At 58.2% G+C, this 14290-nt stretch carries 15 protein-coding genes and 3 pseudogenes; 8 read left to right on the top strand and 10 right to left on the bottom strand.

Translation table 11 applies throughout. From position 1 onward, the window contains the following. Positions 1-3: 3 nt before the first annotated feature. Complete coding sequence (locus tag NDI54_RS13235) at positions 4-381, bottom strand: ArsR/SmtB family transcription factor (RefSeq protein ID WP_310896912.1); 378 nt, start codon at positions 379-381, stop codon at positions 4-6. A gap of 243 nt (positions 382-624) precedes the next feature. Between NDI54_RS13235 and NDI54_RS13230 the strand changes: the two genes are divergently transcribed. From NDI54_RS13230 to NDI54_RS13220, 3 genes are all read left to right on the top strand, one after another. After that, a complete protein-coding gene (locus tag NDI54_RS13230; RefSeq protein ID WP_310896911.1) occupies positions 625-1800 on the top strand; it encodes an FAD-dependent oxidoreductase in 1176 nt (391 codons plus the stop codon). A 1080-nt stretch (positions 1801-2880) separates the two neighbouring features. After that, positions 2881-3435, top strand: a complete 555-nt coding sequence (locus NDI54_RS13225; RefSeq protein WP_310896910.1) for a DUF4188 domain-containing protein — start codon at positions 2881-2883, stop codon at positions 3433-3435. A gap of 1097 nt (positions 3436-4532) precedes the next feature. After that, positions 4533-5147, top strand: coding sequence for an LURP-one-related/scramblase family protein (locus tag NDI54_RS13220; RefSeq protein ID WP_310896909.1), 615 nt, complete (start codon positions 4533-4535; stop codon positions 5145-5147). On the opposite strand, the gene NDI54_RS13215 is transcribed toward NDI54_RS13220, so the two are convergent. Beyond that, positions 5112-6002 (bottom strand): hypothetical protein, encoded by an 891-nt coding sequence (locus NDI54_RS13215; protein WP_310896908.1) that lies wholly within the window; start codon positions 6000-6002, stop codon positions 5112-5114. The two genes, NDI54_RS13220 and NDI54_RS13215, sit on opposite strands and share 36 nt — an antisense overlap. 423 nt (positions 6003-6425) lie before the next feature. Beyond that, complete coding sequence (locus NDI54_RS13210; RefSeq protein ID WP_310896907.1) at positions 6426-7376, bottom strand: CPBP family intramembrane glutamic endopeptidase; 951 nt, start codon at positions 7374-7376, stop codon at positions 6426-6428. 100 nt (positions 7377-7476) lie between these two features. Between NDI54_RS13210 and NDI54_RS13205 the strand changes: the two genes are divergently transcribed. After that, positions 7477-7821 carry an ArsR/SmtB family transcription factor gene (locus NDI54_RS13205; RefSeq protein ID WP_310896906.1) on the top strand — a complete coding sequence of 115 codons (345 nt, stop codon included), beginning with the start codon at positions 7477-7479 and terminating at the stop codon, positions 7819-7821. 326 nt (positions 7822-8147) lie between these two features. Then, on the top strand, positions 8148-8450 hold the full coding sequence (locus tag NDI54_RS13200; RefSeq protein ID WP_310896905.1) for a DUF7521 family protein: 303 nt from the start codon (positions 8148-8150) through the stop codon (positions 8448-8450). Between the two features lie 70 nt (positions 8451-8520). Here NDI54_RS13200 and NDI54_RS13195 read toward each other — a convergent pair whose 3' ends face one another. Beyond that, positions 8521-8853, bottom strand: coding sequence for a CPBP family glutamic-type intramembrane protease (locus tag NDI54_RS13195; protein ID WP_310896904.1), 333 nt, complete (start codon positions 8851-8853; stop codon positions 8521-8523). Here NDI54_RS13195 and NDI54_RS13190 point away from each other — a divergent pair. Next, a complete protein-coding gene (locus NDI54_RS13190) occupies positions 8836-9258 on the top strand; it encodes a hypothetical protein (RefSeq protein ID WP_310896903.1) in 423 nt (140 codons plus the stop codon). The two genes, NDI54_RS13195 and NDI54_RS13190, sit on opposite strands and share 18 nt — an antisense overlap. A 73-nt stretch (positions 9259-9331) precedes the next feature. On the opposite strand, the gene NDI54_RS13185 is transcribed toward NDI54_RS13190, so the two are convergent. From NDI54_RS13185 to NDI54_RS13170, 4 genes and pseudogenes are all read right to left on the bottom strand, one after another. Further along, positions 9332-9988 carry a hypothetical protein gene (locus NDI54_RS13185; RefSeq protein ID WP_310896902.1) on the bottom strand — a complete coding sequence of 219 codons (657 nt, stop codon included), beginning with the start codon at positions 9986-9988 and terminating at the stop codon, positions 9332-9334. 33 nt (positions 9989-10021) lie between these two features. After that, on the bottom strand, positions 10022-10267 hold the full coding sequence (locus tag NDI54_RS13180; RefSeq protein ID WP_310896901.1) for a hypothetical protein: 246 nt from the start codon (positions 10265-10267) through the stop codon (positions 10022-10024). 24 nt (positions 10268-10291) lie between these two features. Next, entirely contained in the window at positions 10292-10741 is a 450-nt protein-coding gene (locus NDI54_RS13175) for a CPBP family intramembrane glutamic endopeptidase (RefSeq protein ID WP_310896900.1), read from the bottom strand. Positions 10742-10852: 111 nt separating this feature from the next. After that, positions 10853-11323, bottom strand: a pseudogene (locus NDI54_RS13170) (YqjF family protein); the annotation flags it as partial. Between the two features lie 75 nt (positions 11324-11398). Between NDI54_RS13170 and NDI54_RS13165 the strand changes: the two are divergent. Beyond that, positions 11399-12398, top strand: a pseudogene (locus tag NDI54_RS13165) (IS630 family transposase). Between the two features lie 10 nt (positions 12399-12408). Here the strand turns inward: NDI54_RS13165 and NDI54_RS21435 are convergent. Both NDI54_RS21435 and NDI54_RS13160 read right to left on the bottom strand, forming a co-directional pair. After that, positions 12409-12624, bottom strand: a pseudogene (locus NDI54_RS21435) (hypothetical protein); the annotation flags it as partial. 39 nt (positions 12625-12663) lie between these two features. Continuing rightward, positions 12664-13245: a flavodoxin domain-containing protein gene (locus tag NDI54_RS13160; RefSeq protein ID WP_310896899.1), complete on the bottom strand. Its 582-nt coding sequence runs from the start codon at positions 13243-13245 to the stop codon at positions 12664-12666. A 291-nt stretch (positions 13246-13536) separates the two neighbouring features. On the opposite strand from NDI54_RS13160, the gene NDI54_RS13155 reads away from it, so the two are divergent. Continuing rightward, on the top strand, positions 13537-14286 hold the full coding sequence (locus NDI54_RS13155) for a hypothetical protein (RefSeq protein WP_310896898.1): 750 nt from the start codon (positions 13537-13539) through the stop codon (positions 14284-14286). Positions 14287-14290: the final 4 nt, after the last annotated feature.

The following is a 14290-nucleotide window of genomic DNA, read 5'->3' as shown; positions in this document are numbered from 1 at the left end:
CATTCAGTCATCCACAATTTGGCCCGCGACGACGGTGTCGTCGATACCGTCAGGCGTGACCTCGAACGCAACGGAGTCGACAGTAAGCCGGAACTCCTTGCGGTGGTGGCCGTCCGAGGCTACTTGGAGGCGTTCCTCGACCAGACCGGCGTCGGTCAGTCGGTCGAGGCGACGATACACTGTCGGGCGTGACATGCCCGTGGCCTCGGCCAACGCGCGGGCCGGCATCGCACCGTCTCGGAGTGTTCGGAGGAGTTTACACGTGTAATCGTCACCGAACAGCGCCAGTAGCTCGTCTGTGGGTCCGCTATCCGTCTCATAGGTGCCATCGTGGCTGTCCGACGTAGTTGCCGAACTGACCGGACCGTTGTCTGCCGTCATCAGATGAATGCACGGTGTCCGTCCCCCAGAGTGTAGTGGCAGTACAGACTGCCCGACGGCCGTCACAGGGGCTATCAATATTGCCCTGGGGACCTTTCAGGATCAGAAACACGCGACACCTATTTACGTGGTCGTCTGTCCTACCGTCGTCTATGCACCGCCGTTCGGTCTCCCCTAGACTCGTCATGAACGATGTGCGGACCGTGGAGTCTTGTCCGGTCATCTGTGGGAGAGAGTGAGTCTATGATGGGAGCGTTCCGCGCCGTGCTCTGTCACGACGGTGGGCACGAGCAATCCGTCGAGCGTACCAGCCGGGCTATTGACCGGCAGGTACTCGTCGTCGGTGACGACTTCGCCGGCGTAATGGCCGCTGGCTTCCTCGACCATGCCGGCCTTGACCCCGTACTCGCGCCGTCGGCCAGCGAGTCGGCAGCCCCTCCCGTCGCAGTCATGTGGCAACCGGGGCTGACGTTGCTAGAACGTCTCGGCCTACGACGGCCCGTGGTTGATCGGGGCCGAAAACTCGCGACACTAGCCTGTCCGGTGGCCAAACACTCGTGGCGTGCCGATCAAGATGGGCGGCCGGCGCTGGTCGCCATCGATCGCTCGACGTTGCGGGAACTGTTGGCCTCACACGTCTTAGCGCGCGTCCGGACGGCGGCGGGTGCGGTGACGGCTGTCGAGTCGACACCGACCGGCGTCGAGGCCACCTTCGAAAGTGGGGTCACGGAGCCGTTCGACGCGGCCGTCACGGCCGATCGGTCGTGTCTCGGGACCGACGGTCCACGTCTAGGGGACAGCCTGCACACGTGGGCGTTCGCGTGGCCGGACGAGAGAGCGCAACCCGATGGCCCGACGGAGGCGTGGGCCACGTCGGATGCCGCGTTCACAGTTCCCACGACTGACAGCACCTACGTTCAGCTCGTAACCGCGGCCGAGATGCCGGCCAGGGCCGTCGTCTCGCCCGACGGCATCGCCGACCGGTTCGGCCCCCTCTTTCCCAACAGCGCCCCCCTCGATGGGCTCGACCGTGACGGCTTCGCGTACCGGCGCGTTCCGACCGTGGCCCCGCTTTCGCTGGCACGGGGACACGTCGCCCGTATCGGGACGGCGGCCCGTGTGGCCCTTCCCGGCGGCCATTTGGGACCGGCTATCGATATCGAGGCAGCGTGGATCCTCGCCGACGCGCTCATGTACGGCCCCACGACCGTCGGGGACGCGCTCGCCGAGTACGAACGCCGCTACCGCCAACGGGCGGCCCGTCTGTGGGCATATCCGCCCGAGTCGGACGCAACCGAGCCCGAGACGACGCTATCGCCATCCCTCCACCAACTGTGGCGCGCCCGTCGGCTCGTGTTCAGCCATATCTGGGACGGTCCACAACCACCGCTCGCCCGCGATGTCCCGGAATCTCTCTGACTACATCAATTTGAATAGCCCCCGGCGGTTGCCGTCCGTAGTGTAGATAGACAACACGGCTACAGAGGGCTGGTCCGACGGCATAGATACGATGGCGACTACTGCCAATCGAACGACCGCACCCGACGATCAAACTGACTCGACCGGTGACCCCCTCGTCTCCCACAACAGTCGGTCGGCCCCATCGCGTCTGGACCTACTGGATGATACTCCCACACGAGAAATTCTCGTCGCTCTCAGTCGGGGGCCGCGGCGTGGACGTGACCTCACTGTCACCTGTGACACGTCACGATCCACGATATACCGCCGACTCAACCGTCTTCAAGCAGCCGGCTTCCTCACAACCGAGACAGTGGCTGACCCTGATGGTCACCACTGTAAAGTCTACAAACTACAGCGGGACCGACTAACCGTTCATATCAATACAGATGGGCTCACGGTAATTCTAGAACGGAATGAGAGTGTCTCAGAACAATAATGACTGAGGGACAGTACTCTCTAAATTCTGTCAGGCCCCGCGTGCAAAGTAGAGGGCGTGTATCTTCGAAAAGTCGGTCACCGATTTCGATGTGTTATCCTGAAAGTTCGGCATAGAGCTGAGTCAATCCACATTCGGGACAAAGAAACGCATGAAGCGGCGTTTGATGCCCGACGCCGAGCCGGTTAAGCACACCCCCATCTCTTTCAGTTTCAACGTAGAGGTCACCGACTCCTTCTGCTGTTACGTTCGTCTTCTCCATTTGGACATCACAATCCGGACAGTGGCGTTCACTCATTGGACGTACATCCGTCTGCGTTCCCAATCCTAAAGAAGTCAGGTCACGGTTTCATGCTCGGAAACACCAATGTCGACACGTGTCTTTGCTGAATCCACTTTCTGTGTCTCGCAGGCAACTACTGACAGCAATTGGTAGGGTTTCTACGGTCGTGCTGCATATAGGGCTCGCATCTATCACCGACAATGGATCACTGGCTATTTTGTGCGAAGTATCACGGTAACTGTTAACAGAACACGTATCGAAGTATCTCGATAACGTTCGCTGCACGGACAGTCCGTCTCGAACGTGACAGGAGGGAAGCATGACAGCACTCAACACCGAACGGGTAACAGCGGAGATCGACGGGGACTTCGTGGTATTTCGGATCGGAATGCGGGTGAACACGCTCTGGAAAATCCACAAGTGGCTCCCTGTCATCCGAGCGATGCCGAGCATGCTTGACGAGCTTGAGTCCGACCCGGGAAGCGGATTGCTGGCGCACGACACAAAGTTGGGAATCCGGAACCACGAATCCGTCCAGTACTGGCGGTCATTTGAGGACTTGCGAGAGTACGCGCTCGATGCGGACGCTCGGCACGCTCCCGCAATGCAATGGACGAATGAGCAAATGCATGAGAGCGACGATGTCGGAATCTGGCATGAGACATATCTGGTGCGAGCGGGCGAGTACGAAACTATCTATCATAACGCGCCACCGATCGGGTTGGGGAAAGCGGGGACGCTTTCTCCCGCCACCGAATGCCGAAGAACAGCTGCTGGAAGGCTCGGATGGACTGAGGGGGACGACGTATCGTACGACGGGAAGAGCGTAGAGAGTGACGCAGTCGAGCCGCCTAAAACGGGCAAAAATGATTGAAGCTGTCGGGTTATTATGACTTTTATGGGAATCGTTCCAAGGCCATAATGGCCCCATCTTCTGTATCTTGCACGCTGGTTCTGACAGCTTCTGGAAACGTTGAACTGAGCGTACAAGATGTAGGGCGCATATTCAGCACGCTTCAATTACAATGGTGATCAAACGAGGCGGAGGAGACTTTCGACGTCAGTAGCGCTTCTAGTAGCAGCACCGAGGCATGGAGTCTCTGCACCTCGTAACTGCCTAGTAAATACTCTATAACAAAGGAGTAGCAAAATCTGGGTAGGGATATGAGTTGCGCGAATTGCGACACCGAAATCAAGGCGTACACGCTTCGGGTGCACCCTAAAGAGTCCGACTCAGACATCGACATCTCGTTCTGTTCAACAGACTGTCTCGAAACTTGGGTGTAAGCAACAACCTGTTTCCTGAATCCTGTTTGCCCTATTGGACAGACCAGATACGATATCAGAGGTTTAGTCGATACTCCCTCTGTATCGGTCACACCGTTACTGACAGAGATTGAGATGACGAGGATGCTCCCGATAGCAAGCGTGGTAAGCGCGGTGTCCCCTTTTGTTGGATAGGTGATTGAATTAGAGAATATGGATCGTTCCATCCACTTTCGAAGATCTGCTCGTCACTTTGTTAGGAAGCTCTTATTGATCGATCAGGCAATCGAACGAGAGTAGATTGAGGGATGGATCACTCAATTACCCTCTCCGCAGGTGAATGAAAACAACCTCATGTGAAACGTTCTATTTGTGCAGTCACAGCTCGTCTCGGTGCCGGTAGTAGTCGCTATCGGTCGGACCTCTCTCATCGCGCTGGTGATCACGGGCGGTCTATCCGCAGTACGGCGGTTGATTGGGCACACGACTACTGACGATACCGACGGCCAGGAAACGACGGGCTGGTGGCTGGCCTGAGTCGAGCCGGCGCTCGAGGACTCGTGGAATACGTGGTCGGGTTTCTTGGCATCAACGGTGCACTCATTTCGCTTGCAATGGCTGTTGCCTGAATTACTCGTAGAGTATTGACGCCGGGTTATCGACCCGAGCAGAAAACTTTTTTCCGAACGTGAGCTACCAGAATCCATGTCCGTTCCCTCCACGTCCGGACCGGCGTCGACTCCGTACGACATCTCTACGGTCGACCTCGACGACGATCGTTACGAGGTCACACAGTCGGCGATCCGGAACAAGTACGTCGTCCGCGACAGTACCGGCAACGTCGTCCTGCGCGGGAAGCAGAAGATGTTCAAGATGAAAGAGGAGTTCCCGTTCGTGAACGGGAATGATGAGGATGCGTTCACCGTGAAGGCTGGCGGTACCATGGACGTGGCAGGGAACTACGCGATCACGGACGCGGGGACCGGTGAGGAGGTCGTCGTCCTTGACGAAGACTTCTCGCTGTTCGTCGAGAACTGGACGATCCGTGATCCCGACACGGGAGAGTCACTGGCGACGATTCGATCGAAGAGCAAACCCCTCGCGGCACTCCGACACCTCGTCTCCTTTGCGAACCTCATCCCGAACAAGTACGAGATATTCAACGCCGACGACGAGACTGATAACGAGCGGACGTCTGGAGGGCATCGTCCGGACTGTGTTCCCCAGGGATTTCGGTGTTACCGCTCCGGAGTTTCAGTGGATTTGCGACGACTGCTCCAGATATTAACCCATCCGGGTACACAGGGATGTAGAGGGTAAGCCAACCATCTCGTTGGGATACAGCGTCTGGACCGTCACGTCTCCGCTGTGAGTGATCAAGACGGTGAGCGCCCACCAAGTGGGGTCGATCGCCCCGGACAGCGACCAGTCGTGCTGGACCTGGCCGCCGTCCGTCGTCGACACCGAAAGCGAATACTCACCGGTCGTCGGAGTCACCTTCGGTTGCACAGTCAGCGGGAGCGAGGTTTGGTAGTCTCGATCCAGTACGACCTCCCCAATGGCATCGGAGACCCGGACAGTGACCTCGTGACCACCTTGGTCTGGCTGGTCGTAGTTCGGCGGCGTCTCGAAATCGTAGATCTGGAACCGTGCCGACGATCTGTCCTCATCCCCTTCGCCGGAGTCGGTGACGATCGGCTCCGCACACCGGTAGGCATTGAACGGAATTCGCCGGTGGATGTCCGACCCGACAAAGTGGGCGACGCTGGCGGCATTTCGGCCCGCGCCCCGCGGTGAGCCGTCCGGGTCGTAGTACTGTGCGGAGCCACGACACGTCGACAACAGGTAATAGCCCTCATCAGTAGTGTACACGACGGCAGCGTCCGTGGACTCGACAGTGATATCGGTGGCGGGTTGGGTGGTTCCGAACCCGTCGACGAGTTCGTTGTAGACGTACCGCCGTTCGTGTGTCTCGACGAACGAGCGCGCGGCTGTCTCGTCCGAGACAGCATCCGGGGTCGGTAGCGGCTTTTCCTCAGTGAGGGTGTTCACGCCCGGTGGCGGTGTTGGCTCGGGCGTCGGACTCGGGTCACGAACAGGACCGGAGTTCGTCGAACACCCGGCCAGCACTCCGGTTCCACACGCGACTGCTGCGAGGAAGTCACGACGTTTCATTGGTTCCATAAGCCGGGATACTGTTGGGAACGGTCGAACCGATTGGAGGGCATTGAAGCGATGTATGTGGATCGGATATTCAAGCCTCACGGACTCGTCACGTCAGTTGTAGTGTCGTTGCGCGACAACCGGGCTGACGTGAGCCCTTGATGAGCGAACCCCTGAATAGGTTCAATGTGACTCGGTGCTCCGACCGACTACGAGTATCGATTCGGGATGGTTGTACGGAATACACTGTCCCTTCCCGTCTCGGGGAATACCCACGCCACGGACGATACCATCAATTACCCGTGTGCTGATCGATGAGTATACGCCCTATGGCCCTCCACTCTGAACTCGCAAGCCGCCGGACGAGGCCCGTCGTCGTGATGCACAGGTGGACTTCATCGAGGCTTGACTCAGGGCAGTCGCCTTGTTTTCCTGTCACTCAGTAATTGGATTCCACTGGGTCACATGTTCGTTGATTTGTAACTGCCCGTCCCGCCAACGAATATACACGAGAAGCAATAGACCACCGAGCAGTGCAAAGATGACGTGGATCAGCCCCTCCTCACCGACCCATTTGTCGGGGCCGACGAGATCGACAACGATGAGTTCGGGCGTGACTTGAGAGACACCGAGCCCGAAGAGTCCCTGTGAGAAATTGTAAAACACGTGAAAGCCGATCGGAAGTGCGAGATCGCCGGTAAGCACGTACACACTCCCGAGCACGAGACCAGCTATCACGTAGTAGCCATACTGACTGACGTGAGTTACCTTCCCGCCGTGTAGTGCCGCGAAGACGAGCGTGCTGAGGAGGACGGCCAGAAGTACGGCTGGCTTCCGGCCCACATATCCTGCTCCGCCTTCTGCGAGGTTCTTCAACATGGTCGCTCGGAAGATGAACTCCTCCCAGATTGCCGCGACAGCGATATACGCGAATGTGACGATCACCGCCGGAACGAACGGGAGAACACCGGGGGATTCGGCGAATCCTGTCACGGAAACCCAGCCAGCCTGAAAGGACACCACGAGAGCTCCGGCGTTGACTGCAAGGCCCGTCACGCTCCCAACGGCGACCGCTTTCCACCAATCGCGGTCGAACGATAGCCCGTAGTCGACGACCGGACGTCGATCGAGGAGCTTCGTGGCGACGAGGATCCCCCCGGTGAGAACGACTATCAAGCCGCTCAGCTCAATCAACTCGCGGATTGGATGCTCGAACCGGGCCCGGGCCGCCGTCTGGATAATAGCAAGAGCCAGAAACGTCAGGACGAGGGGTAACAGCGCCCGGATCGGGGCCCGAAGTCGTCGATCGTCGTGGTTCCAAACAGGCCAGGTAAGCCAGTACCGGACACGCCACGTAGTCCGGCCTTGGGTCTCTGTGGTGGGCATACCTGATTGGAAGGCCGGCATCATAGTAGCGCCCCAGTACCGGCTTCCGATCCAGAAGTCGGGAGGGCTTTTTATTTGCAACCACTCTCAGGAAGACAGTATGGAAGGGGACGGCGACGATGAACTCCTCGCGTTGCTCGACGACGAGTACGCGCGAGCCATCCTCGCCGAACTCACCACTGAACCGATGTCCGCCTCCGAACTCTGCACAGCCTGTGACATGTCCGATCCGACAGCGTACCGGCGCCTCGAACGGTTACAGGAGGCCGATCTCGTGGCTGAACAACAGACGATCGACCCAGATGGCCACCACTACAAACGATACGTGGCGACCGTAGACGAAGTGTCGGTCACGTTCGAAGATGGTGCGTACGAAGTGGCCGTGACGAGATCCGCGACGAATCCGGCCGACCGATTCACGGACTTGTTCGAGGGGTTGTCCTGAATGCTGGACATATTGTTACAACTACGTTCGCCATCGTCGGATCCGGTGATCGCGCTCACCGTCGTCGTCCTGACGCTGCTGTCGATCAGTCTCTCTGTCGGGATCGCGCTCGTACTTCTTCGCGGCTATCGTCGGGGGCCAGGACGCCCAGGAATGCTGTATCTCGCGGTCGGGCTAATTCTGCTCACGACCGTTCCGGAGCTTCTTCGGATCGGATTGCCGACTCTCACGAGTGTGGATGCCGTCGGTCGATCTGTACTCGTGAGTGGGAGTGAACTTGCCGGGCTAGGAATCATCCTCTGGACTGTCTACGGAGGTGAGTCGCAATGATACTGGGCTTCCTCGGTGGGGACGCGCTTTCGGCCGGTAGTATCGCCTGGCTCTCACGGGGATTGACCGCTCTCGTTGGTCTGTTCGTCGCAACGCTAGCCTATCGTGGTTTCAAACGAAACGACGCCCCGAAGATGCGCTTCCTCGCTCTTGGAATCGGGCTCCTGACGACAGGGGTTTTCCTGACAGTTACAATTGCGAACTTCGCAGGAACTGACACAGGAGGTATTCTGATAGCACGTGGGATCGTGACCGTGGCTGGCCTTTGTGCCGTGCTGCTGGCCCTTCTGAATCAGTAAAGAGTACACTCTCTCGTCCGACCGTTACGAACAACTGCTCGACAAGTGCGTCCGCTATCAGGCAGGCGATTCAGAACGCTGCCCCTCGCTGGAACCCGGCAAGAACTGTCCCATCTGCCTTGGTCACTCGCGTGGCCAGATATACGACCGCGATAATGGTAGCGTATTCGACGACACCGACGACAAAGTGGAGCTCAGGAGGAACGCTCATGGCAACCAGAACAGGTGGGCTGTTCATCGTCGCGTGGATGAAAGCGACTAGCCAGAGGTTTCCAGTTACCGCGTAGACGATCCCGTAAGTGATGCCCATGAGAGTCAGGCCAAGGAGGTGGTTGGCCAGTGCGAGGCCGACTCCGTGTCCTAACGCGAGAAACCACCTCGGGAGGTGGCAGATGGCGAACATGACGGCTACGACCGCGACGCCAGTGACGACTGCGCGGCAGGCTTCGCCACCCCAAATTGCCGGATGGGTGTCGGGATGCACTCATTCTCCCAAACGTCTTGGCTGTCCTCATCTAACGGTACTATTGCGACTGTCGCTCCCGGAATTCTTGGTGATTGTCGCAACGCAGTTCATCATATCCTAGTTGTCACTTCGGCGTGGGCCGGCCCGGCGGTCGTCCCGTCCGACCCCGCAAAGCGCCCATGCGCCAATCACGTCAGCGTCGTCGTTCGGACGGTCTGGCAAGCGCTGGACGGCATCGCCGAACTCGGAAGCACCGACTGGGTAATGGATCTACCCATCTACGTGGTGATTCTCGCCGGCATCTCGCCGATGACGACGCCCAGATTCCGAATACAAAATTAGAGTCAGTTGTTGCGAACTATTACATTCCCGATATTGGATGTCCTGTCCTACCCATGTTCGCAAGATCGCATGCTCACCCAGCGACCTGTGCTATTGCGACGGCCTCCCGATAGCAAGCGATTGCCAACAGCAGGTATCCTCCAGCGAGAAGCGTCCACTCCCGGCGGGTCAGCGACCAGTCGGTGGGTGATTGGACGCGTTCGAACTCTTCTCGCCATCGAAGACCGGACTGCTGGTGCCAGAGCATCACACCCCGTGTCGCGACCACGATCGCAACGATTGCCGTGATCTCCATCGGACCGCTCCGTTCAACGAGCACGGCCAAAGACGGTGAAATGCGCTCTCCTGTCCCAATAACGAGCGACCCGGTCCCCCAGACTGCACCGTACCAGGGCGCTTGGACGACCTCGATGATATAGCCCATCGGTGTGTTCACCGATCGAAGTGTGTTCGCGCCGACGGCGATCAGAGAAACGCTGACGTTCCATCCGAACAGCCACAGGAATTCCTGCGTGATACTCCCCGCATACCCAGTGGCTGCGCCCGGGTTCCCGCCGCGTAATAGTCCCTGGGGGAGAAACAGGTAGCTGAGGATCCACGCCGCCGTGAACACGCTCGCGACGACGACCCACAGGGAGACGAACCGGACGAGGACGTCGTCGTGGTTGACGTATCGACCGATTCGTCTCGATACCCGACCGATTGCCCCGGTGGCGTTCGACGCCGCCATACGGTCAATCATCGTTCGCTCCTGATAAATGCGTTAGCGAGTTGGATGGTCTGCGCCAAGCGACTTCCCAGCAGTGATGACCAGGGCAGTGACTACGACGGTGAGTGCCGCCACGAGAAGTCCGAGTCCAAGCGGTGTCGTCGCACCCGCGACACCGCCGACGGGGTAGTTCAGGAGTGCGTTGGCGCCCGCATGCAAGAGTATGGCCGGCAGAACGCTCTCGCCAACCCGGTTCGTAAGCCACGTCAATAGAATCGAGAGCTCAACGAGCTGGAGCATATAGAGCCCGAGTGGGAGCGTGTGCTAGATAGTGCCCGGGATGAAGACCGGCGGGAGATGCCACCCGGCCCAGATGATGCCGACGATGAGCCCGGCCGTGAGCGGCCAATATGTCTCTTGGAGTGCTGGCAGGAGGTACCCGCGCCAGCCGGGTTCTTCCAGACCGCCGCCGAATAGGATCACGAATCCGAGGAATAGCGGATACTCGATAACGCCGGGGAGCAAGTCCGGTGTCACGACGCCATCGAAGAAAATGACGTGGATCACGGCAGCACCGAGCAATAGGAGGATCGGAATCGTGAGCGCGAGTACGTAGTACCGTAGTGCAATGCGGCCTTCGAAGATGCCACGAAACCACGACTTTACGGAGCGCCCAGATACCCAAACGAGGACGGCACTCGCGGCGAATGGCCCAAGCCCGCCGAATACGAACAGGACTGTCCCTGTGGGGCTCGATCCCCACTGATCGCCCACACATCCCAGAGCGACCACGAGATGGCGTACGTGAGGGAGGTGAATCCGAAGAGGGTTCCTTGGGACGACCAGTCTTCGTCAGCGACGATATGCGAATGACCGGGCATTCAGTCACACCCGGCGATTCTGGGATGCGATCGTCGTCACGTCGGGACTGTAGTAGTGCATTGGCTCGGTCTCCGGGTATGCAAACCCATTAGCCTCGAAAAGCGTGTTGGTCTCGATTGTCGGGTCGGCCTTGTACAGTGGCCACGGCTCGTGGTCGATGGCCGCGTACCGCAACGAGCCGTCTTGCGCCTCTGTGTAGTACCGGTACCGCTCTGTGAGAAACTCTTCGAGCGATCCCGACTCTACATCGACCTTCGAGTTGGTTGGGCCGTAGGTTCCCTCGAAGTGAGCGGGGAGAGAACCGAGATGTAACCGCCTGCTCTTGAACTGGATGTTGCCGTCGTCTTCGGCAAGTGAGCAGCGCGCGTAATAGTACGGGAGGTGGTGGAAGAGGCGAGCGCTGACGACGCCGAGGATGCCCTGGGCGTCAAGACTGAAGAAGTACACTCCCTCGTGGCCGCCGTGAGTAACGCGTACGAAGCGTACGTATAGAGAAGGTAGCTATAGTAGCCGTTAGAATTTACCGCCCGTAATACGTTGAGTGATCTAATCGATCATCTTGACAAAATCTCCGTCAAGGAACCTCAAGTCGCTCTCGAAAACGTGGACGGAAACAAGCCGACACAACGGTTGTTAGCGGCAATCGCGTACAAAAAGGTGTCACGCAGACCGAACTTGCTGCGTGGCACGACACCGGTCGAAGAACGATCTATAGCTGGCTCAAGCGACTCGACACTGACGAGTCGCTTGAGCAGGCTGTAACTGATGATAAGCGAACTGGTAGAAAGAGAAAATTATCAGATTCAGAGCAGCAAGATTTTCAAGAGACTGTTCACGAACCGCCGGAAAAAGCTGGGATCGACGCGCCGGCGTGGACGCCGGCGCTCGCTCAAGATTATCTCGAAGAAACGTACGGTGTCACGTATTCAATCCCGAGTTGTCATCGGTTGCTGAAAGAAGCGGGATTGAGCTATCAAAAACCGCGCCGTTCAGCCGCCGAAGCCGACGAAGATGAGCAAGAGGAGTTCCACGACACTCTCAAAAAAAGCGGCGGGAGATGGACGCCACCGTAGTCTGTATCGATCAAACCAAGAAATCCGTGCAAGTCGAGCCGCGTGCCGCGTGGTTTCCGCGCGGCACGCGGCCCTCCGTCGAACTCTCTGGCCAACGCGACTGGACATGTCTTCTGGGTGCGATCACCGAGAACGGTGATCGCTTTTTCTCCCGATTCGAAGAATACGTCACCGCTGAACACGCGAAACATTTCATTCTCGCATCATGCAAAGAGTTCGAAGATAATTTGATTATCGTCCTAGATGGAGCGCAGTATTTCCAGGCGTCGGCCGTCACGGACCTAGCGGCCCGTGACGGCCTCGCCTTCGTGACGTTACCGTCGTACTCGCCGGAACTGAATCCTGTCGAGGAGTGCTGGAGACAGCTTCAAGCGTTTCTTAGCAACCGCCTCTTTGACTCACTCGACGGGCTGACCACAGCGATCGATATCGCTCTCGACCAACTCACAATCCCAAAAGTGAGCAACTATTTCTAACTGCTACTATAGTGACACCAAGCCAAACGACGTAACCACGGAGTGAACTCTGATATGCGTAATAGAGGGCGCCGGCGAGTATGGGAATGGCAACGCCGAGCGTCAGTAGGTCCTGCCCGTACAACTGTGGGAGGAGGACTTCGGCGTCTCGGTAGAACTCGGGAACGAGCAGTCCGACACTGGCCGCAACGACTGTAAGCAGGAGGGTGAGCGACGATGCCACTATAGAGTGGGGGACTGAGATGGTGAGGATGTTGCGTAGCGGTCATTCTGCTGAATCCTCGGTGGTGTCCGGGCTGACACCGAGACGGCTTTCGACGAACGCAGCGGCGTCCGCTGCGAACGCGTCGACTGCCTCCCAGTCCGTGAACTCGATATCTCCGCTCGGAGTTTGTCTCTCGGTGAGAAGGTCCTTCGCGATCTGCTTCATCATTAGGCGTTTGAGGAACCCGTACTCGGAGAATCGAAGCGCGCCGCCGAACTGACCGATTCGATCCGGATGCCACCCGGTTTCCGTAAGGAATGATTCGACGTACCCTGCGGCTTCTTCGCGTTTCTCCTCGTTTGCCGAGGATAGCGAAACTTGGAAGAACGCGGTCGGCATTCCCGACAAGGCGGTTTGATTGTTGGTGACGAAGTCACGAACCGCTCCCTGATGCTTACCGACATGAATCGACGCGCCAACGACCACGGCATCGTACCCATCGAGAGTGAACGAGTTCGGTCGCTCACGGATGTCGAGCGTGCTCGTCTCGTGGCCGCGCTCGCTGATCGTCGTCGCGATTCGGTCTGCTATTTTCGCCGTTTGACCTTCACCCGTCCCGTACAGTATTAGAATTGAACTCATTGGCTCGTAGCCCTCACTGGGGCTGTAGACTGCGACCGGCAATAAGTACTGTTCGACCTTCAAATCCGATGGGGTCGTGGTAGACAGGGTTTCAAGTGTTGTCGAGAACAGTCGAGTTAGTCGGCGGCGCGTGGTACGAACCCCTGTTCTTGATCGACCGTCGGATTCATACCGTGCTGGCACACCGGATCTCAATACGCGAATGATGCGAAAGGTTTTGTCACCTGTGTTAGAAGTAGCCGTCAATGAGTTATGTGTAGAAGGGCTCTTTCGATACTGTTGCTTGCGTGTTTGACACTGACGGCTGGCTGTACGTTTCTCGGGCCGAACCCAGACAGTTACACGAGTACCTACGAGTACACGGTCGGTATCGATGCGGACACGACCATCCAGAACGCGACGATTCGGGTACCACTCCCACAGACCAACGGGACGACGGCGGTCAACGCCAGCGTGGTCGCACCCAATGGAACAGTCGTCGATGCGTTCGACGCAACGGTCGTCGAGACCGAGTACGGTCCGATGCTGGAACTCACTGCCGACCAATTACACGTAGAAACACAGTACTACCGGATCGTCGAAGAAGGTGAAGAGGGACGGCGAGAGGAGATATCACAGTCAGAGTACGATCCGTCCAATCCGAACCATCAGCGTGTCGCCTTCAGGACCGTAAGCGCCAGCGTATCGGTTAACACCGAGTATCCGATCGAAACCCGGGCACCGCTCGGGACTGAACCGTCGTTCTATGCTGCCGATACAGTAACGCGAAACGCGACCGAATGTCGGCTTCCGAACCAGGGCGAATCGGTCTGTTTCGAGTACAACGCACCCATGTATCTCGCTTACGACGCACCGGCGAACGCGAGCGTCGAAGGAATCGTGACGTTCGGTGGCTACAACGAATGGTTCACTGGCGGCTGGACTGGCAACGAGTACACTGACCGCGTCAACTTCACGGCCACCGGGTCGCAGAACGGGTGGACCACCGCTGACGGATACACTGAAACGGGACGTGGAAACTATCCCTCGCCTGTGCCGTGAGAGT

This window comes from Haloarcula terrestris, assembly GCF_031624315.1.
Taxonomy (GTDB): Archaea; Halobacteriota; Halobacteria; order Halobacteriales; family Haloarculaceae; genus Haloarcula; species Haloarcula terrestris.
The sequence above is the reverse complement of the archived record's forward strand: the minus strand, read 5'-3'. Positions and strand labels throughout refer to the sequence as shown.

Excerpts from the sequence above, each read along its gene's own strand:
- NDI54_RS13235 (WP_310896912.1), bottom strand. The coding sequence starts at position 381 with ATGACGGCAGACAACGGTCCGGTCAGTTCGGCAACTACGTCGGACAGC.
- NDI54_RS13230 (WP_310896911.1), top strand. The coding sequence starts at position 625 with ATGATGGGAGCGTTCCGCGCCGTGCTCTGTCACGACGGTGGGCACGAG.
- NDI54_RS13225 (WP_310896910.1), top strand. The coding sequence starts at position 2,881 with ATGACAGCACTCAACACCGAACGGGTAACAGCGGAGATCGACGGGGAC.
- NDI54_RS13220 (WP_310896909.1), top strand. The coding sequence starts at position 4,533 with ATGTCCGTTCCCTCCACGTCCGGACCGGCGTCGACTCCGTACGACATC.
- NDI54_RS13215 (WP_310896908.1), bottom strand. The coding sequence starts at position 6,002 with ATGAAACGTCGTGACTTCCTCGCAGCAGTCGCGTGTGGAACCGGAGTG.
- NDI54_RS13210 (WP_310896907.1), bottom strand. The coding sequence starts at position 7,376 with ATGCCCACCACAGAGACCCAAGGCCGGACTACGTGGCGTGTCCGGTAC.
- NDI54_RS13205 (WP_310896906.1), top strand. The coding sequence starts at position 7,477 with ATGGAAGGGGACGGCGACGATGAACTCCTCGCGTTGCTCGACGACGAG.
- NDI54_RS13200 (WP_310896905.1), top strand. The coding sequence starts at position 8,148 with ATGATACTGGGCTTCCTCGGTGGGGACGCGCTTTCGGCCGGTAGTATC.
- NDI54_RS13195 (WP_310896904.1), bottom strand. The coding sequence starts at position 8,853 with ATGTTCGCCATCTGCCACCTCCCGAGGTGGTTTCTCGCGTTAGGACAC.
- NDI54_RS13185 (WP_310896902.1), bottom strand. The coding sequence starts at position 9,988 with ATGGCGGCGTCGAACGCCACCGGGGCAATCGGTCGGGTATCGAGACGA.
- NDI54_RS13180 (WP_310896901.1), bottom strand. The coding sequence starts at position 10,267 with ATGCTCCAGCTCGTTGAGCTCTCGATTCTATTGACGTGGCTTACGAAC.
- NDI54_RS13160 (WP_310896899.1), bottom strand. The coding sequence starts at position 13,245 with ATGAGTTCAATTCTAATACTGTACGGGACGGGTGAAGGTCAAACGGCG.